General features: G+C 63.4%; 14 protein-coding genes. 5 read left to right on the top strand and 9 right to left on the bottom strand.

What is annotated here, in order from left to right; all coding sequences use genetic code 11:
• The first annotated feature begins 202 nt into the window (after window positions 1–202).
• Complete coding sequence (locus MUB52_RS08850) at window positions 203–874, top strand: hypothetical protein (RefSeq protein WP_263843846.1); 672 nt, start codon at window positions 203–205, stop codon at window positions 872–874.
• Between the two features lie 5 nt (window positions 875–879).
• On the opposite strand, the gene MUB52_RS08845 is transcribed toward MUB52_RS08850, so the two are convergent.
• The 3 genes from MUB52_RS08845 to MUB52_RS08835 form a co-directional block, all read right to left on the bottom strand.
• Window positions 880–2,619: a right-handed parallel beta-helix repeat-containing protein gene (locus MUB52_RS08845; RefSeq protein ID WP_263843845.1), complete on the bottom strand. Its 1,740-nt coding sequence runs from the start codon at window positions 2,617–2,619 to the stop codon at window positions 880–882.
• Between the two features lie 94 nt (window positions 2,620–2,713).
• Window positions 2,714–3,115, bottom strand: coding sequence for a DUF4864 domain-containing protein (locus MUB52_RS08840; RefSeq protein WP_318527412.1), 402 nt, complete (start codon window positions 3,113–3,115; stop codon window positions 2,714–2,716).
• A 60-nt stretch (window positions 3,116–3,175) separates the two neighbouring features.
• Window positions 3,176–4,759, bottom strand: a complete 1,584-nt coding sequence (locus MUB52_RS08835; protein WP_263843844.1) for a lysine--tRNA ligase — start codon at window positions 4,757–4,759, stop codon at window positions 3,176–3,178.
• 118 nt (window positions 4,760–4,877) lie between these two features.
• On the opposite strand from MUB52_RS08835, the gene MUB52_RS08830 reads away from it, so the two are divergent.
• On the top strand, window positions 4,878–5,300 hold the full coding sequence (locus MUB52_RS08830; protein WP_263843843.1) for a tellurite resistance TerB family protein: 423 nt from the start codon (window positions 4,878–4,880) through the stop codon (window positions 5,298–5,300).
• An 87-nt stretch (window positions 5,301–5,387) separates the two neighbouring features.
• Window positions 5,388–6,656, top strand: coding sequence for a hypothetical protein (locus tag MUB52_RS08825; protein ID WP_263843842.1), 1,269 nt, complete (start codon window positions 5,388–5,390; stop codon window positions 6,654–6,656).
• 35 nt (window positions 6,657–6,691) lie between these two features.
• On the opposite strand, the gene dacB is transcribed toward MUB52_RS08825, so the two are convergent.
• From dacB to MUB52_RS08795, 6 genes are all read right to left on the bottom strand, one after another.
• The gene (gene dacB, locus MUB52_RS08820; protein ID WP_263843841.1) at window positions 6,692–8,233 is read right to left on the bottom strand and encodes a D-alanyl-D-alanine carboxypeptidase/D-alanyl-D-alanine endopeptidase; all 1,542 of its coding nucleotides are present in this window, start codon (window positions 8,231–8,233) and stop codon (window positions 6,692–6,694) included.
• Window positions 8,234–8,277: 44 nt separating this feature from the next.
• Window positions 8,278–8,919 carry a nicotinate-nucleotide adenylyltransferase gene (locus tag MUB52_RS08815; protein WP_263843840.1) on the bottom strand — a complete coding sequence of 214 codons (642 nt, stop codon included), beginning with the start codon at window positions 8,917–8,919 and terminating at the stop codon, window positions 8,278–8,280.
• A 71-nt stretch (window positions 8,920–8,990) separates the two neighbouring features.
• Window positions 8,991–9,467 carry an MOSC domain-containing protein gene (locus MUB52_RS08810; RefSeq protein ID WP_263843839.1) on the bottom strand — a complete coding sequence of 159 codons (477 nt, stop codon included), beginning with the start codon at window positions 9,465–9,467 and terminating at the stop codon, window positions 8,991–8,993.
• On the bottom strand, window positions 9,457–10,734 hold the full coding sequence (locus MUB52_RS08805; RefSeq protein ID WP_263843838.1) for an alpha/beta hydrolase: 1,278 nt from the start codon (window positions 10,732–10,734) through the stop codon (window positions 9,457–9,459). The genes MUB52_RS08810 and MUB52_RS08805 overlap by 11 nt, the downstream gene beginning before the upstream one ends.
• 224 nt (window positions 10,735–10,958) lie before the next feature.
• Complete coding sequence (locus MUB52_RS08800; protein ID WP_263843837.1) at window positions 10,959–11,975, bottom strand: extracellular catalytic domain type 2 short-chain-length polyhydroxyalkanoate depolymerase; 1,017 nt, start codon at window positions 11,973–11,975, stop codon at window positions 10,959–10,961.
• A gap of 339 nt (window positions 11,976–12,314) precedes the next feature.
• Window positions 12,315–15,161, bottom strand: a complete 2,847-nt coding sequence (locus MUB52_RS08795; RefSeq protein ID WP_263843836.1) for an eCIS core domain-containing protein — start codon at window positions 15,159–15,161, stop codon at window positions 12,315–12,317.
• Between the two features lie 405 nt (window positions 15,162–15,566).
• Here MUB52_RS08795 and ettA point away from each other — a divergent pair, with 405 nt between their 5' ends.
• The gene (gene ettA / locus MUB52_RS08790; RefSeq protein ID WP_263843835.1) at window positions 15,567–17,222 is read left to right on the top strand and encodes an energy-dependent translational throttle protein EttA; all 1,656 of its coding nucleotides are present in this window, start codon (window positions 15,567–15,569) and stop codon (window positions 17,220–17,222) included.
• Entirely contained in the window at window positions 17,219–18,295 is a 1,077-nt protein-coding gene (locus MUB52_RS08785; protein ID WP_263843834.1) for a TIR domain-containing protein, read from the top strand. Before ettA ends, MUB52_RS08785 begins: the two co-directional genes overlap by 4 nt.
• Window positions 18,296–18,565 lie beyond the last annotated feature (270 nt).

Raw genomic sequence — 18,565 nt, 5'->3', positions numbered from 1 at the left:
GGTGAAGCCTTTCGCCCCGCGGCGACCGCCGCGCAGCGCCCGATCCGCCTCGATGGGGGTGAGGGCGCTTTTCGCCCACCCAAGGCTCCGACCCTGTCTTCACCGTGCTGTGCAAGCATTGCGGATCGGATCATCCATGCTGCCCCCGGGCATTTACCAATTGTTAAGGCCCGTTAACCATGATCCGCGCCGGGAGACTGGTATGATGCGGCACCTCGCGCTGGCCATTGGGATCTTGCTGGCAAGCGCGCAGACCGCGCCCGCTGGCCCGTGGCTGCGCGAAAGAGGCAAGGGCTTCATCTCCACCTCCGGCAGCGTCACCGAGGAGAAAGACGTCTCGGGCTCGGTCTATTTCGAATACGGGCTGCGCGACACCATCACCCTCGGCGCCGACCTCTTCTACGGCATCGACCGCACGCTGCAGCAGTCGGGCTCGGGCATCGTCTTCCTGCGCTTTCCGCTCAGCAAACCGGACGCCACGCACAAATGGGCCTGGCACATCGGCCTGGGCGCGCGGTCGCTCAACACCGTGATCACGCCAGCGGTGGAGGCGGGGCTCTCCTGGGGGCGGGGCATAAAGGTGGGCGAGCGTTACGGCTGGGCGGTGATCGACAGCAACCTCAACATCCCCGGCGAGGACCTCGAGACGCGGATCAAACTCGATGGCACCATCGGGCTCAGCTTCACCGATCACGTCAAAGGCATGGCGCAGGTCTTCCTGACCCACCAGGGCGGCGAGGTCTTCACCAAATTCGCGCCGTCTTTGCTGCTCAGCCCCGGAAAGGGCCGCACAACGATCCAGCTGAGCGCGGAAATCCCCGTCTCGGGGGGCGGCGAGACGCAGTTCAAGATCGGCCTCTGGCGCGAGTTCTGACCCGGTCAATCACCTGAAGTGGAGAAGAGATTGCCGTCGGGCTGGAGTATGTCCTGCCCTTCACCCACGACCACCGTGCAGTCTTCGAAGTGATTGCCGACGAGAAGCGCGACGGAGCCGCGCGCGAGAACCAGCCCGGGATGCTCTGCTCCGGTGGTATTGGTCAGATGGCAGCCGGACATCAACATGTACGCACCGGCGAAGTGTCCGAGCATATGCGGCCCGTCAGAGCGGCAGTTCACGATCCGCAGACCGCTGGAGCCCGCATTGAAGCCCAGATGCGGCAGCGCGGTGCGGCGGCGACTGACGAAGGCGCTGCGATCAAGCACAAGACCGGTGCAGCCGGTACCGCAGGAGGTCAGCCCACGGTCGCGCATGTCGCGGATCGTGCAATCCTGAAGGCGGAGGTTCGCGCCGCGCGGGGGCAGCAGGATGCCGCTGGCCAGCCCCTCGCAGCAAAGCTCGATGTTCGACAGGGTGAGATCGTAGAGCCCCGGCATCGCGCTGAAGTCCAAGAGATAGCGGAAGCGGGTCAAGGTCAGATCGCGCTGCCCCGCGCCGCCGCCGAGATCACCGTTCAACGTGAGTAGCCCGGCTTTCGCATCCGTCGCGCCGACATAGATTTCCGGCTCCACGCCGGCGCCCGCAACATGCGCGCCCGGCGGCACCTGCCCGGCGATAGCTGCGTCGCTCAGCACCCGCGGCTGGTCCGGCGACCACTCGACCCGCACCCGCCGCTCCCACGGGATCCAGTCCGGCCCGGCGGCCGCAGTGATCTGCCCGTTGCACAGCGTCTTGCGCACATGGGGCGTGGCGGTGCGGCGGGGTGCAGGCAGCCGCAAGGGTTCGCTCAGGGTGACTGCCAGCCCTTTCATATCGAACCGGTTCGGCGCATCAGGTGCCATCAGGGCCTGTAGCCCCTTGCGCAGGGCCAGTGTCATATCGGCGAATGCGGCGGCGTAGCTTGGCAGATCGAACTGCTGACACAGCAACAGCACCGCCGCTTCCGGCATTGCCACCCGGCCTTCGAACCGCACCTGCGCCGAAAGGGCGACGTCGCGGCCCAGAAAGAAGCACCCTCGGGGCACGAGCAAGCTGCGGCCTTCGGCTGCGGCATCTGCGGCCTCGAAGGCGTCGCTGTCATCCGTGATCCCATCGCCTGCTGCGCCGAAATCGCGCACGTCGATCTGTGAGAGCTGTTGAGAGAAGAAGACCGAGGTCACGTCGTCGATCACGATCCTGTCGATCCGCAGGCGGGCGCCTTTCGGCCCTGTCACATCGAGCCCGAAGTGCCCATAGAGTGCATCGGGGCCCCAGACCATGTCGACACCGAGACGCGCGCCGGGTCCAACGATGGCGGAGACTTCGACGATCTCGCCAGGCGCTCCAAGGCGCAGGCTTGGCCCTTCCGTCTGGGCATCGGCCACGATTCCGCCGCCCGGCCCTCCCGCAAATCCGGCAATCCGCACCGAGGGCGCAGGGCCCTCCAGGAGCTTGATGCGGACCGACACCCGAAGATAGCAACCCGGCAGCAGCGGCGTTTCACCCCGATATCGGAGGCGGTGCAGGCTTTCGGTCTTTTCCAGTTCCAGACAGGTCCCAAAATCGGGATCACCCTGGACAAGATGGAACTCCCGGCCCAAACCCGACGCGCCAGGCTCGCCAGAACCGCCACTGTAGGCGTCAAAGGCCTGCGCGTAAGCGGGCGGCATCAACTCCGCCCCATCGGTGATTGCCTTGTTCATGCTCTGACCTCGATCGCGCCCATCGCGAGTGGCCCAGAGCTAGCGCGCCGGGGTTAAGGCCACCCTTGACCACCGTGACGGTGCCCGCGGCGGATCAGGCGGCGAACTCGCTGCTGTCGAGGATCTGCACGCCATTGATGCGCCAGCCTGCGCCGGTTTCTAGCATGCGGTATTCCAACACGTGCACGCGCCCTTGCCGATCGGTGATCATCACCCGCTGGGCGTAGGTGCTGCCCTCTTCGCGCAACTCCAGATAGCGGACATCGGCGGGCCGCCAGACCATGGGATACCCTTGCGTGACCATGCGCTGGAAGTTCTCCGGCGTGCCGAATAGCCGCTGGATATTGGGGCTCGCGAATTCAAAGGCCGCACCGAAGTCATCCGCCTGAAAAGCGTCGAGCTGGCTGTTGATCGTGGCCCGGATGTCGGCCTCCTGCGCAGGCACCGCCGTCGCCAAACCCAGCGCAAAAACGGCCCCGATGATGATGGTACGCACGGCGCGCCTCCCTCTTGTTTCAGTCAAAAGAGTAAGGCGCGCCGGGCGCAGGGCAAGCGGTCAGCCGTCGCTGACAAGCTCACCTGCCAAGGCCTTGTCGATCAGCGCGACGGTTTCCTGCACCCCGTAGAGTGCTATGAACCCGCCAAAGCGCGGCCCCTGGCTCGCGCCCAGCAGCACCTCGTAGAGCGCCGTGAACCACGCGCGCAGCGGCTCGAAGCGGTCGCGCCCGCAGGCATAGACGAGGCTTTGCAGCGCCTCGTCTTCGACCGGCCCGTCATAGGCGGCAAGTTGATCCCGCAGATCGGCCAGCGCCGCGTGCTCCAGATCGGTGGGCAGCCGGTACACTTTCTTCGGCTTCACGAAGTCGTTGTAGTACCGCACCGCAAAGCCTGCGGCCGCATCCATGTCGGGATGGGTTTCCGCGGATGTTTCAGGCGCATAGCGCTGGATGAAGCCCCAGAGCTGCGACTTGTCCTCCGCGGCCGAGACGCTCGCCAGATTGAGCAGCATCGAAAACGGCACCAGCAGGTTGGACGTCGGAACGTCACCCGAATGGATGTGCCAGACCGGATTATTCAACCGCTGAACTATATCCTGGGCTTCAAAGGCGCGCAGCTGCTGGTGGTATTCATCCACCGCCTTCGGGATCACATCGAAGTACATCCGCTTGGCCGTCTTCGGCTTGAGGTACATGAAATACGACAGGCTCTCGGTGCTGGCATAGCTCAGCCACTCGTCAATGGAGATGCCATTGCCGGAGGACTTCGAAATCTTCTGCCCGTTCTCGTCGAGAAAGAGCTCATAGCTGAAATGCTCCGGCTTGCGGCCGCCGAGGATCTCGCAGATGCGGTCGTAGATCGCCGTGTTCGTCGCGTGCTCCTTGCCGTACATCTCGAAATCGACGCCAAGCGCGGCCCAGCGCGCCCCGAAATCGGGCTTCCACTGCAGCTTCACGTTCCCACCCGTCACCGGCAGCGTCCACTCGCGCCCGTGCTCATCATCAAAAGTAACGGTGTGCTCGACCGCATCCACATGCTTCATCGGCACATAGAGCACGCGCCCCGTCTCCGGGTGGATCGGCAGGAAGATGGAATAGGTCTGCTGCCGCTCCTCGCGCAGGGACTTCAGCATCACCTTCATTACATCGTCATAGCGCTCGGCCGCACGACACAGCACCGCGTCGAACTGCCCCGAGCGATAGAATTCGCGCGCGGAAATGAACTCGTACTCGAACCCGAAGGTATCGAGGAACCGACGCAGCATGGCGTTATTGTGATGGCCGAAGCTTTCGAACTCGCCAAAGGGGTCGGGCACGTCCGTGAGCGGCTTGTGCATATGCGCGGCCAGCATCTCCTGCTGCGGCACATTGCCCGGCACCTTGCGCATACCATCGAGGTCATCCGAAAAACAGATGAGCTTGGTCGGAATGTCCGACAGCTGTTCAAACGCCCGGCGCACCATGGTCGTGCGCAGCACCTCGCCGAAGGTGCCGATATGCGGCAGGCCGCTGGGGCCATACCCGGTCGAGAACAGCACATAGCCCTTCTCGGGCGGCGCTGTCTCATAGCGTTTCAGTATCCGGCGCGCCTCTTCAAAGGGCCAGGCCTTGCTTGTCATCGCAACGTCGCGGATCTCGGACATATCTCACCAGATGCTTTGCCCACGCGCCCCATGCGCCGGGTCCGCCCGTCCCTATTGCGTTGCAGCATTGGCGTCAATAATCTGGCAGCCGAAGACCCGTGATGAAAGTGAATCCTCCGTGCAAGATGACGCGCCCCACTCCTTTTCGCCCCAGGACAGCCTGGTGGCCCTCATGGTGGCGGTCTCCGCCTCCGACGAGGACATCCGCACGGCCGAGTTGGTCAAGATCCAATCCGCCGTGCAGATCCTGCCGATTTTCGGGGACTATGACGAGGACCGTCTCACGACGGTGAGCCAGGCCGTGTTCGACCTCTTCGAGCAGGAAGACGGGCTCGACGCGCTCTTCGGACTGATTCGCGAGGGGCTGCCCGAGCGGCTCTTCGAGACCGGCTATGCGCTCGCCTGCGATGTGGCCGCAGCCGACGGCACATTGGACGAGGCGGAACTCCGGCTGCTCGAAGAAATCCGCTATGAGCTCAATATCGACCGGCTACATGCGGCGGCCATCGAACGCGGCGCGCGCGCGCGGCATCTGACCTGAGGCCCGCAGCGTACCACGCGATTTCGTGATTTCGACGTGTGCGTGTGCGGGCGTACTCTGCGGGAGAGGTTGGCAGAGAGAGGCTGGATGCAGATGTTCACACGCCGTCCCAGACGCAGGGCGCCGATCGGCCCCACCGGACGTAGCGGCACCGGGCCGCTGCAGCACCAAGCGGATGGGTCGGACGCGGTGCGCGGCCTCGCAGCCCTCCAACGCAAGGCGGATGCGCGCGCGCCGCTGCAGCGCAAGGTCAGCATCACAAAGGACGGCGACCCGTCGCTCAACATCACCCACTCCAACACCCGCAAGAGTTACGTCAAGACCCCGCTCATCACCGCGCTGGAGCAGGAGTTCAAGACCGTCGGCTCCGAACCCGCCTTTGGCTGGAAAGCGGCCGTCTGGGAGATGGAGCGCGACCAGCAGACGACGCACAGCTACGACACCTTGGCTGACTTCGCCAGCGAACTCATCGATGACCGGCCCCGCAAATCGGGCAGTAAGCAGCCCGAAGACCCCGCCTTCCGAGCCAACATTGAAAAGCATGTCTCGCAAGGCGGCACCAAGCCCTACCGGCAGGCCTGGGGCACCCACAACCTCGCGGTCAGCGGCCAGGCGCAGGACCAGCAGCAGTTCCTGACCGATCTGCAGCAGCCGCAGAACCGCCAGGGTTTCATCGACAGCACCCGTCAGGGCAGGCTCAATGAGACGCTGCTGACCTCGCAGTCGGACCAGGCGGCTATGCGCAGCATGGGTCAGATGCAGGGCATCGAAGCCACCGCGCCGACCCGTTCGGGCGGGCAGCACAGCTGGATGTCGGCGCAGTGGCAGACCAGCGCGCCCACCGACTACTTCGCCTTCAAGAACACCACCAAGACCCCGAGCGGCAAGATCCAGGACACCCATATCAATGCCCAGACCTACATCGAGGATGCGCAGGGCAAGAAGCATATGACCGTCGGCGGCACCAGTCACGACTATCACCTGGGCAACAACAACTCTCTGGCCTCGATTTTCGACGAATCCACGCGCATCCTCAGCTGGGCGCGGCGCAACGCGAAGCTGCACAATAGCTACCTCGCGCGGGGTCATGATATCGTTGCGGTGCTGGCGAACCAGCGCACCCAGCAGTACTACGAAACCAGCTGGGGCAAGCGGCTGGATCTGTCGAAACCGTCGGATCTGCAGCTCTTTGCCCAGATTGTCGAGGTGCACCGCTCGAAGATTCTGACCATGTTGAAGACGTTCGAACAGGAGATCTTGCCCACCGGCTATGAAAGCGAGTCTTCCGTCGATTACGACAAGATGGATTTCGAGACCATCGGGCTGGACGAAAACACGCAGGACCACATGGAATAGCAACCCGCCGTGGCGGCCCTACGGGCGTATCCCGCCTAAGGGTTGGTCGGGGCCAACCGGGCGTCCCGGATCGTCTGTGCTTCGTCAAACGTCTCGCCCCAGCGTGCCAGGAGTGCGCGCTGCAGCCGCCGGGCGCGGTTCGCCCAGGGGCGCGCGCCTTCAGGTCGTTCGCGGTTGGCGCGTGTGATCGTGGCGCGGATGTCTTCATCGGCGCAAAAGATGGCAAAGACCATCTCGCGTCCGCCCGGCGCCGTGATATAGCCCGCCAGGCCCGACACGAAGTTCAGCGTGCCGGTCTTGGCATCCACCTTCACCGGGTGGTCCTCGACCGGGCGCCCCTTCGCGTCCCGCATGGTGACCGGCTTCAGGATCGGGCGCAGCGTGGCGTTGCGATGAGCCGCCGTGAGACCGAGCAGCATGTCCTGCGCGCTGACCCGGCTGCCGCTGCCGAGGCCCGAATGATCGACAAAGGCCGGGTTTTCCATCCCCAGCGCCTCCATCGCCCAGAGGTTCATCTGCCGGGCCGAGGCCGCCAGCGTGTGCGGGCGTCCCGCCCGCGCGCGGGTGGCGGCCTGTCCCACCATTTCCGCGGTCAGGTTGTTGGAGTACTTCAGCATCCCATGCAGGATCTCGCGCAGCGGTGGGCTGTTGACGGCGCCCAGCAGCGTGCCCTCGGGGCGTGTCGCGATGACTTCGGGCGTCTTCAGCACGATCCCGTGCGAGCGCGCCAGTGTCGCAAAGACGTCGCCAGCATAAAGGCCGGGGCGCCGCACTGGCAACCAGCGCGCACCTTCCGTGCCCAGCGCGCCGCGGGCGACCGTCCACTGATCGTGCGTCTCGGCGTCCTCATAGGTATAGACGGGCAGCGACCGGTCCACGACGGTCATCCGCGCAACCGTCACATCCGGGCGATAGCCGGCGGTCCGCGCGTCCATGGTCACCTTGTAGGTCTTCGCCGCCTCCCGCTTCCATTCGAAATGAACCCGGTTATAGTTCAGCGCGATGCCCGACACCGCAGGGCTATAACCGAGGTGGTCCGGTTGCTCGGGATCGATCGAGCGTAGCGGGCGCAGCGCGTCCTCATAGACCAGAAAGCGCCCGCGCACCTCGCGCAGGCCCGCGTCTTTCAGCTGCGCTGCCAGCCCGGCCAGCGCACGTGTGTCGAGCGTAGGATCGCAGCCGCCCACAAGCACCAGATCGCCTTGCAGCACGCCACTCTCGAGTGTGCCATCTGCCACCACTTCCGTCACGAACCGGTGCTGGGCCCCGAGCACATCAAGCGCGTAGAGCGCCGTGATCGCCTTGGTCACGCTGGCCGGGGCGATACCCACGCGCGTGCGCCGGCCTTCCAGCAACGCTCCGGTTTCCGCATCCCCCACCGCAAAGACCACCTGCCCGCTGACGCCGGAATCGCGCAGCATGCGGTCCAGCCCGGCGGTTCGACCACGATGCAGATCGCGCAGCCGGGGCCGCAACGAGACCGCCGGCGCCTCGGCCGAGACGGGAAGCGCAACGCCGGCCATGGCGCCGGCAAGGAAGCCGCGGCGGGACAGAGTGGGCAAAGATCTTTTGCTCATAACGGTGACTAAACCTCAGCACGCGGTCAGAGACAACAGGGAGGCTAAGGCGCAGAGCTTAAAATTCCGTGAGGCCCCGTATCGGCTCCGGACCAGCCACCTGCCGCACGGATTGCGGTCGAGGATTGTGCCACCATCGGGACATTCACAAAGCACCACGCCGGCGCGTCGGCCCGGCCCAGCAGATGCGATGCGCGCCCTGCAATGCGCGCGGCAGCGAAAACCCTAGCGGCAGGGCTCATGCGCGCCGAGATACGGTCGCCCGGCCGGGCCATCACACCGATAGGAACCGATGACATGATGCCGCGCCAGTCCTGCCAGCGGTGAAACTGTGCCAGATTGTCCGCCCCCATCAGCCAGACGAAGCGCACACCGGGGTAGCGCGCCATGAGATGCCGCAGCGTCTCGGCGGTGTAGCGCGTGCCCAGATGCGCCTCGATATCCGTGATCTCGACCCGCGGGTGTCGCATCAGGGCACGGGCGCGCGCCATGCGGCTGGCCAGCGGTGCCGGGCCGCGCGCCTTGATCGGATTGCCGGGGCTCACCAACCACCAGATGCGGGTCAGCCCGAACCGCTTGAGCGCCTCGCGCGTGATATGCGCATGCCCCTCATGGGCGGGATCGAAGGATCCGCCCAGAAGACCGATCACCTCGCCTGCGCGCGCCATGGGGAAACCCTCTGCCATCCGTGCCGTGCCTTGCGCCTCACCGTCGTCGCACTCTTGAACGGTGCGCCGCAGCGCTTGTCAATGGCCACTCAAAGCGGAGTAACCCTATCGCCGCAGCGGATCGCGCCTGGGTGGATCACTCGCGCGCACCAGCCGCCATGGCCACGCACCGCCGAATAACCGCCCATGCCCAGGGCCTCTTCCATTCGGCTGCACGGTGCGCAGATGTCGGTGATTTCCAGAATAGCGCCGCCGAGTGCCACCTGCCGTCCCTTCAAGGCAGCGAGGTTCAGCCCGGCGATCACAAGATTGCGCCGCAGCGCCTGCGCTGACACCGGCCCGTGCCCCAGCATCGCGCCGATCACGGCCAGATGCTCGGCCTGCACCAATGTCACGGCCCGTTTCTCCGACGCCCCGTGATCTCCCTCGATCCCGCGGGCTATGATGGCCGCTGCCGTCTGGGGCAGCACCTCCGCCCGCCGGGCCAGGCGCACAAGGATGTGCTCCAGCCGACCGGGCTGGGCATAGCGCGCGATCAGCGCACGGAGCGCGCTCTCAGCGGTCACTACCTTCAACCCGCAGCAAGTCCGGCAAGCGCTCAAGCGGATAGTTCGGATGCAGCTGCCAGAACCCGTCCTCGCCCAACTCCAGCGGGCGCAGCGTGCCGCCCGGAAAGGCCCGCGTCCTGAGCGCCAGCACAATATCCGACAGCACCGCCGGGTTCTCGCGGAAATAGGAATGACCGCGCCCGCGCACCTGCTCGACCCGGATGAAATGCACCAGCTCGGACGTTTTGAGTTGCTCGATCTCCTCCCGCAGCACCTCATCCGGCGTGACCGATCCCAGCCGCGGCACGCTGGTCAGGATCGCCGACAGCCGCAGCGCCCCGTCGCTGGGGTTCACATAGACATTGATCTGCTCGAAGGCCTCCGACACCCGCTCGGTTTGCAGGCGCTGCTCGACCACCCCGATGTCGAGATCCGCCGCCGCGAGGATCAGAGTGCCCCCCTTCATCGCCGTCTTCGGATGCACCCCGCGCCCGCGGTGATAGATCACCAGTTCGCGGATCGCCGTCGACATCACGTCGGTGCCGCGCGAATGCGCGACGATATCGATGTCCTCCAACTCGGGGATCTCGGCCAACAGGCGGAGAAACTCCTTGGCGTGGTAGACACTGAAATCGCCGGCTTCCCGATCGCGGAAATAGCTCAGCAGCCCGGAATTACCCGCCGGCCAGGTGAAGGCGATTGGGATGCTGCTGCGCCCCTCGTAATGCCAGAGGTTGGCCAGCGTCGCCATCGCCCGGTCGAAATCATTGCGCACGCCGTGGGTGAAGATGAGCACGCGCCGGTTGCCCGTGCGCGCGATTTCCGCCCGGATGGCCTCCTGAAAGGCCCGCCCGGTCGCCTGATAGGTGCGCAGCGCCTCAGGCTCGAAGATCAGCGCGCCATCCTGCCGCCGGGTGCGCAACGGCACATCGGCAAAGCGCACCAGTTCGGAGGCCTCCTGCACGTCGAGTTGCGAAATCCGTCCGCCGCCATCGACCGACGTCCGCGCAACAAGGTCTTCCCAGTCCGCGGCGCCGAATTGTACCTGCACCGCGCCCAGTGCCATCGAGTTCGACCGTTCGGTGCCGTAGAGCAGTTTGCCTTCCCCGGTCTCTTCAGGCGCCCGGTCGGTGACGTAGAACATGAGTGGAGAGACGTTGCGCAGCACTTCGGGCACCTCGTCGGTGGGGTAGTTCTGCCCGTCCAGATAGAGGTTCGGCGGCGGCGCCAGCATCACCTCGCGTACCGCGCAGCCCGCGAGCAGCAGAACTGCCAACGCCACCATGATCCGCACCCTGCCCACTCCGCCGCTGTCCCAATTGCCTCAAGCGCTAACACGGGCTTGGGAAAAATCAAAACACGCGTTGGCCAAGAGCCGACGACCGCCGACGGATGACACGCGCCGCGCACCGCCAACTTGTTCAAACCGACGTCTGCCGTGGCCATCGGATACAGACCGCTGCTTCGGCAGGGACTGGCCACGACGTGAAGCCGCCCCGAGCGTCTGCTCTAGTCCGCGAGCGGGGCGCCGAGCGCGGCCGCCATGCGAGCAATGGCCGCTATCTGAGGGGCGTTCTGACTAAGGTAGTCATCACCGGCATAGCCCCACCAGTCCCAGCACCCGTTGGGATTGCCGCCGAACCAGTTCCACCATGGCGCCGGAATGCTCTTCGCCTGTGGATAGAGCACCACGATGCCGTTTGCCTCGGCCCACCGGTTGTATCCGGTGCTCACGCCGTAGGCGTCGCCGATCACCTCGCGGCCCTGTTTGCAGCCATGAAGCGCTATATGCAGACGGCAGGGTGCACCCGCTGCGCAGCTTTCGGGGACATAGACAAAAGCAGTATCATCCATGCCGACCGCATCCTCGAGGTACAGAGCCTGATCGAACATCAGCAGCCGGTCATCGTGCGACTCGGACGCGGGCAGAAGATCGCTGTAGAGCTGGCCGAGGATGTCCCCTGCCTGGTCGAAGTCGCAATCGATCAGGAAATCCGGATCCGTGGTGCTACACTCCAGATCCCCACGTTCGGTGACAAACCCATGACCGGCGTTGATCCCGGTTTCGTAGGCGATTCGAGCGTCGGGCACACCCAGAAGCGCATAGGTTTGGCGGAGCGCATCCATTGAAGCACGCGCAACCGTATCATCCGCCTGACCGTGAAAGAGGTAGAGCCGGTCGGAGGCGAGATGACTGGCATCGTCGATACGGCCTTCGGCAGCCAGCGACTGGATCTCCTCCAGCGCACTTTCGGCGTCTGCCTCTCCCAGGAAGGCGTTCATGCAGACGCGTATGGCCCGGTAGACGTTGCCATCGGCGCATCCGTAAGGCCCGCCAGCTATGACGCCTGCGCCTGCAATCCGTTCCGAGAATGCGACCTGCAGCTGCACGGCCATGAAGGCTCCACTGGACAGGCCGGACACCGTCGTGCCGCTTGGGTCGAGATTCAAGGCGGGGAGCGGCTCGGCGCTGGCGACACAAGGTAACAAGGCCAGCACGGCGGCAATACGCAACTGGTGAACCATTGGGCAATCCTCTTTGACGACAAAGTCTCATATGGGGCCTAGTGTATCCGGCATAGCCCACTCAATGTAACGCCCTTGGACGAAGAAAGGTTCAAAGACGCCGTGCCAAGCGAAGACGCTGACCTTTTTGGCCGAATTGTCATCCGCGAGGCACTCTCCAATCGACCAAACGCGCCCATGAACGCTGATCGCGCGATGGCATGCAGAGCAGTCCGGTGGGTGAAAGGCGCATAACACGACCCACCGCTCAAGCGGGATCAGATGGGCGAATGGGTGATGCGTCTGGCATCTCCGAACCTGATCTTCCGACCCGCCATGCCCTTGGACATCGCCCCCACGTCAAGCCTCGGTCACAAGCAGCAGGTCCTTCACGTTGGCATGCGGACCTCCCATTGCGCTGTAGATCGCCGGCCATTGACCCGGCTGATAGCGCTGCGCCTCGTTGAAGTTCGTACCCGGCGGGAAGACAACCTCCAGTTCGCCGTAATTCGAACTGATGAAGGAGATATCCCGCCCGGAGGAATGCCGTATCAGACAAACCGCCGGATTGTAGCCTTGCTGGGCCGCGAAGGAAGTCTCGAACTCCTTGCTGAAACTGGTGATGCCTGCGCCGCCACCAGTACCGCCGCCGCGCCAGAGCACCCCCCCCTGATAGGGGTTCATGCGCATCAGCGCTCTGACGGCCAGTTCCGCTTCCTTGCGGGCCTTTGGCAGCTGGGTCCTCTTCACACGGGGCAAGACGGCGGTGATGGCGTCATTCAGCCCCTGCTGCGTGCTGATCTGCTGCCGGAGCATCGGGTTGAACCGCGCCCCCGATATGACCTGCTTGTAGGCGATGCCCCACGCTGCATTGTCGTCATCGGCGTAGATCAGGACCGGGTTGTAGGTCTCGAACCCCTCTTTCGTATACTTGTTGAGCGCGAGAAACTCCTTCGCCGCCTTCATTGATTTCTGGTTGTTGCCGGCGTTCACGAATGCACCACGCATCATGACCATGTTCTCTTCGTCATAGCCGGCTTGCTTGACCGCGCCGTGTTCGCCCAGACCGGGCGTGGAATCCCGGATCTGATCGAACTGGTTGACCAGCATGGTGCCGCCCGCCCGGTCATTGTCCGCATCATAGGCCGCACTGGCATCGGGCACTGCCGCATAGAGCGCGGCTTCGGCCACGGGATCGGCAGCTGGATCGTCATAGGCGGCGTCGACCCAAACCGGCGGTGGCGGCCCGGGTTGGTCCGCGAGCATCGCCGTTGCCTTGAGCACCAACCATTCCAAAGGTTCAACGCGTTTCTTTTTGGAGCTCCTGTTGTTCGGATTGTGCCGCGCAAGCCACCGTTCGCTGTGGCGTTTGACTTTTCGCAGCTCATCCTTTTTCAGATCGGCCGTGGCCGCCGTGTTGTACGCATCGAGCGCTCTCAAAATGGCCGGATAATGCGTGCCCTTGACCCCGCCGCCCAGGAGCCACGCCCTGTGCGTGGCGGGCCCGGCCAGATGGATGAAACCGCTGGAGGTTGGCAATCCGTGCTGTTGCGCCAGACCGGTCGGCGCCTGGCCCTTGGCGTCCTCGGTGTTGAACGCGGCAGCCTCGAGATCTCCAGGAAAGAGCGGCTTGCCCGCCGCGCCTGCAATCTGCGCCTGATCCAGCGGTGCAAGCGTGGCATAGCCGGCGGGCAACTCGTCGACGTAGTCGTTCAGTTTCCCCTGCGTGCGCGCCTCATGCATGATCTCGTGGTACGAGTGATCGCGGTTGACCAGCATCTGACCCAAGGCGGCCAGCCGCAGCTTGCGCCGGTCCGTATCGTCAAGACCAAGCTGCCGGGCGAGATTGAAGTACCAGTCGGTCGACCCCGAAAGACCGGCGGCCAAAGGCGCCAGCCGTTCGCGCTGATACTGGGCGAAGCTCTTGGTGGCACCGGCACCGCCTGTGCTGGTATCTTGCAGATTTCTGTTCCCCTCGAGAAGATAGCCGGCCGACCCCGGAACGAAATGCGGGTGTTGGCTGCCCTGGGTCAACAGCTTTTCACGCGAGCTGAGTGGCGCATTCTTGTCATCGAGTTCCTGTCTGCCCATCCGGTCCCGGCGGGTCAGATTATCCCAATTTGACACGCGGTCCTGGGTCGAGACCGAATCGCGACGGCGCAGATGGCGGTTGGTCAGGGCATGGGTGTCCGGTACCAGACCACCCTGTTGCGTCTGCCGACGAGGGATCGCCACTACCTCTTCCTGAGCCAGCCTGTAAGCGACGGCCCCGCTGCGGATCGCCGCATAGACCATGTACATTTTCTCGCGCAGGTTGCCCTGCGCGCGGGCCTCTGCAACCTTGTCGGAGGGGATGGCACCGGCTTCGGTATCTGACGGCATGGAGCCAAAGACCCGGTTGGCATCTTGGGTCGACCCGATCAGGGTTTCGATCGCGTCGATCAGCGCATTGGCCCCCTCATGGGCCAGCGCATGCGAAAACAGCCCCGCCCCCAGCGCCTGCTCAAACTCCTGCGCCCGCGTCATGTAGCCTGCAATCGAAGTTTGCGTGATAGACATCTTGGCAAGTGCCGGATCCTTGTCCCAGAGCGCTTTGTAGTCGCCCCGCGCCCGCTGTACCACTGCGGACCCCGGCGCAGCCGCCATCTGGAGCGGTCCCTTGTTTGCGGGCACCTTGGCCTGCGCAACACCTTTGCCCATTGCCTCCGCTTCCGCCTCCAGCGACGGGTCATCATTGATGCTGACCCCCGCCATCTGCAACGTCGGCCGCACCCGTCCCTGTGCCTGCTGCACCACATGCCAGGCTTCATGCGGCAGATGTCGCTCCTGCCCCGGACCGAGGTGGATATCGGTTCCCTGCGCGTAGGCCTCAGCGCCAAGCTGTTCCGGCGCGCCTGAATTTCGATGCACGCGGACGCCGGACAGATCCATACCCGATGCGGCCTCAATGCCGGATTTCAAGTCATCGGGCATGCCGGTCATGTTCCTGCGATCGGCCTGCCGCTGGAGCGCAGTTGCGCTGGACGTGTGAGGGCTTCGGGCCGCTTTCTGCTGTATCACCGCTGCGGGTGTCGCGGATACGGCACCTGCGGCCAGCGCGGAAAGCCGGCTCAACCTGCCGTCCGGGCTTTCCACGCCGGGGTCGGGCGTCCTGGACGGGTCCTTGGCCTCCGACACGGGCCGCTTTTGCTTCGGCCGCTCGCCCATCGCCGCCCACCCAATCAAAGGTTGAAGTTTGATGGAGTATTTACCTGTTAAAGTTGTATTTCAATGTTTTTCTCCTGAAAGCGGTAAGAGGATCGCGTCGAGAAAAATGGCCGAATGGGAACGCCGACGAGACGTGAACGAGATCGCCTTGATCGACGCGGAACCTGCAAACGGCTTGCTTTGACTTAGAAGGCTGCCGCCCAGCGCGCTGCAGTCTTTGCAACAGCACCTCCGCTGGAGGTCATCGACTACAGCCTCTGCGTCGCCCAGGTCTCCGGCGAACGGGTGTTTGACCGCGCATCCCGGCATTCGCTGACACCAAAGCTGCATCCCGGATTGCCCCGGCCCAGCCGCTTCGCTATCACTCCCGGAACGACACGCCTCACCACAAATTCGGAGCATCCCATGGCCGCCTATCAGTACGTCTATCACATGTCCGGCGTCTCCAAGACCTACCCCGGCGGCAAGAAATGCTTCGAGAACATCAACCTGAACTTCCTGCCCGGCGTGAAGATCGGTGTCGTCGGTGTGAACGGCGCCGGGAAATCCACGCTGATGAAGATCATGGCGGGTCTGGATACGGAGTTTTCCGGCGAGGCCTGGGCCGCCGAGGGCGCCACCGTCGGCTACCTGCCGCAGGAACCGAAACTTGACCCGGCGCTGACCGTCCGCGAAAACGTCATGCTCGCCGTGGCCGACAAGAAGGCCATTCTCGACCGCTACAACGAGCTCGCCATGAACTACTCCGACGAGACCGCGGATGAGATGGCGAAGCTGCAGGACGACATCGACGCCCAGAACCTCTGGGATCTGGACAGCCAGATCGATGTCTCCATGGAGGCCCTGCGCTGCCCGCCCGACGACGCCGATGTGACCAAGCTCTCGGGTGGCGAGGCGCGCCGCGTCGCCCTCTGCAAGCTGCTCCTCGAAGCGCCCGACATGCTGCTGCTCGACGAGCCCACCAACCACCTCGACGCCGAGACCATCGCCTGGCTGCAACAGCACCTCATCGACTACAAGGGCACCATCCTGATCGTCACCCACGACCGCTACTTCCTCGACGATATCACCGGCTGGATTCTCGAACTCGACCGCGGCCGTGGCATCCCCTACGAGGGCAACTATTCCGCCTGGCTTGAACAGAAGGCCAAACGCCTGGAACAGGAAGCGCGCGAGGACAAGTCCCGTCAGAAGACGCTGGAACGCGAACTGGAGTGGATGCGTCAGGGCGCCAAGGCGCGGCAGGCCAAATCGAAAGCAAGGATCAACGCCTACAACGAGATGGCCGAGACCTCCGAGCGCGAGAAGCTCTCGCGCGCGCAGATCGTCATCCCCACCGGCCAGCGCCTGGGCTCCAAGGTGATCGACGTGACCGGCCTCTCCAAGCACATGGGCGACAAGCAACTGATCGAAGGGCTCGACTTCTCGCTGCCCCCCGGCGGCATCGTCGGCGTGATCGGCCCCAACGGCGCGGGTAAATCCACGCTTTTCAAGATGCTCACCGGGCAGGAAGCGCCCGACGCCGGAGCCATCGAGATCGGCGATACGGTCGATCTCGCCTACGTCGACCAGTCCCGCGACGACCTCAGCGCGGATGAGACCGTGTGGGAGGCCATTTCGGGCGGCGCCGAACTCATCCAGCTGGGCGATGCCGAAGTGAACTCCCGCGCCTATTGCTCGTCCTTCAACTTCAAGGGCGGCGACCAGCAGAAGAAAGTGGGCCTCCTCTCAGGCGGCGAGCGCAACCGCGTGCACATGGCCCGCCTCCTGAAATCCGGCGGTAACGTGCTCCTGCTCGACGAACCCACCAACGACCTCGACGTCGAAACCCTCCGCGCCCTCGAAGACGCCCTCGTCGACTTCGCCGGCTGCGCCGTGGTCATCAGCCACGACCGCTTCTTCCTCGACCGCATCTGCACCCATATCCTCGCCTTCGAGGGCGAAGCCCACGTGGAATGGTTCGAAGGCAACTTCGAGGACTACGAAGAGGACAAGAAGCGTAGACTTGGCGCGGATGCGCTTGAGCCGAAGCGGTTGAAGCATAAGAAGTTTGTCAGATGATCGACGTCTTCATTAGCTATGCCAGAGAGGACATCGAAATCGCAAAGGAGCTATTCGCGCTCCTAAAGAAGAATGGCTTTAGACCGTGGTTAGACAAGGAAAACCTACTTCCTGGCCAAGATTGGGCTAGTGAGTTGGAGTCAGCCGTCAAAGGATCCGACGCTCAACTATTCCTTTGCTCACCCCGATCGGTCAACAAACGGGGCTTCTTCCAGCGGGAGATTAGGATTGCGCTAGAGAGCGCAAAGTCCCTGTTGGACAGCGATGTTTCGATTATCCCTTATCTCGTCGAGCCTTGTGACCTTCCGGAGAGCCTCGCTCGCTACCAGTGGGTTGATAGAAGCGAGCCGGGTTCTCACTTTAAGATGATCAAAGCACTGGCGCTTGTCGCCGAGCAGCGCGGCTTTTTCGAGGAAACCTCAGAGAAAAAGCCCGTGGTGGTTGAATATGAGGCTTCAGAGAAACTTGAATTGGACAGGGGCTTCCAGTCTTCTGTTTCAGTCCCAAAGCTCAGGTTTCCACGTGATCCAGATCTGTCGAACTTGATCAATGCTTTCCTCTCAGGGCAAGCATTTCAATCGTTGTCCGAGTTCCGTCGCGCGAATATAGACGATCAGTTCGCTCTAGAGCGGAGTATTCCAAATGAATTTCACCTTACCACTGAACCTGAATACCTGAATGAATTTGTGGTCAGCGTGGTGAATTACGTATGGTGGTACGGTGGGGGAGCCCACGGGAACAGCTACCGGAGTTCGTTAAACGTTGATATTGCCGACCAAGGAACATTTCGAGTTTCAGACCTGTTCAATAGTCTCGACGAAATAGTAGAATTCGTACGAGAAGAAATCACTCGGCGTGGTGTGGACCCGTTGGTCGAGCCGGACGAACTAGGCGGGACCGTGAAAAGTTCGCTGGATACGAAATCGTACATAAGCAGCGCGGGCGTTCGCATCTTGTTCGATCCATACGAAATTTTCCCTTACGCTTTTGGAAACTTCGATATTCTATTGCCCAGCAGCCATAGAGCTTTTTCCCGATCAAATCTTACAGCGCTTGGGATACGCCTACTCTGAAATGAATGAGCTAGCAGCTTTGTAAATGAAGTAATAGTAGGTTAGCGGACCAGCAAAATGGCGGCTCTCCCCGACCGCGGGTCGGAGGCCGTCTCGCAATCGCTCCGGTGGAGCACGTCGCGTTTCTGCAAAACACGACGGAATTGAGGCCGGAGAGGGCTGACAAGCCCCGGGGGAGACGCAGTCGCCCCCGCCCAGGGGGGCGGTCGAGGGCGGCGAAAACGCGGGGCGTTTCCGTGGTAAATGCATCTCTTAGATTTCCGATGATTT

Source organism: Roseobacter sinensis, assembly GCF_025755255.1.
GTDB classification, from domain to species: Bacteria; Pseudomonadota; Alphaproteobacteria; order Rhodobacterales; family Rhodobacteraceae; genus Roseobacter; species Roseobacter sinensis.
Note: the sequence above shows the minus strand (reverse complement) of the source record. Positions and strands in the feature narration are given on the sequence as shown.

Bases quoted from the DNA above. Each gene is read 5' to 3' on its own strand.
- MUB52_RS08850 (WP_263843846.1), top strand. From the start codon at position 203: ATGATGCGGCACCTCGCGCTGGCCATTGGGATCTTGCTGGCAAGCGCG.
- MUB52_RS08785 (WP_263843834.1), top strand. From the start codon at position 17,219: ATGATCGACGTCTTCATTAGCTATGCCAGAGAGGACATCGAAATCGCA.
- MUB52_RS08795 (WP_263843836.1), bottom strand. From the start codon at position 15,161: ATGGGCGAGCGGCCGAAGCAAAAGCGGCCCGTGTCGGAGGCCAAGGAC.
- MUB52_RS08815 (WP_263843840.1), bottom strand. From the start codon at position 8,919: ATGGCAGAGGGTTTCCCCATGGCGCGCGCAGGCGAGGTGATCGGTCTT.
- MUB52_RS08825 (WP_263843842.1), top strand. From the start codon at position 5,388: ATGCAGATGTTCACACGCCGTCCCAGACGCAGGGCGCCGATCGGCCCC.
- MUB52_RS08805 (WP_263843838.1), bottom strand. From the start codon at position 10,734: ATGGTGGCGTTGGCAGTTCTGCTGCTCGCGGGCTGCGCGGTACGCGAG.
- MUB52_RS08845 (WP_263843845.1), bottom strand. From the start codon at position 2,619: ATGAACAAGGCAATCACCGATGGGGCGGAGTTGATGCCGCCCGCTTAC.
- MUB52_RS08800 (WP_263843837.1), bottom strand. From the start codon at position 11,975: ATGGTTCACCAGTTGCGTATTGCCGCCGTGCTGGCCTTGTTACCTTGT.
- MUB52_RS08835 (WP_263843844.1), bottom strand. From the start codon at position 4,759: ATGTCCGAGATCCGCGACGTTGCGATGACAAGCAAGGCCTGGCCCTTT.
- ettA (WP_263843835.1), top strand. From the start codon at position 15,567: ATGGCCGCCTATCAGTACGTCTATCACATGTCCGGCGTCTCCAAGACC.
- dacB (WP_263843841.1), bottom strand. From the start codon at position 8,233: ATGAGCAAAAGATCTTTGCCCACTCTGTCCCGCCGCGGCTTCCTTGCC.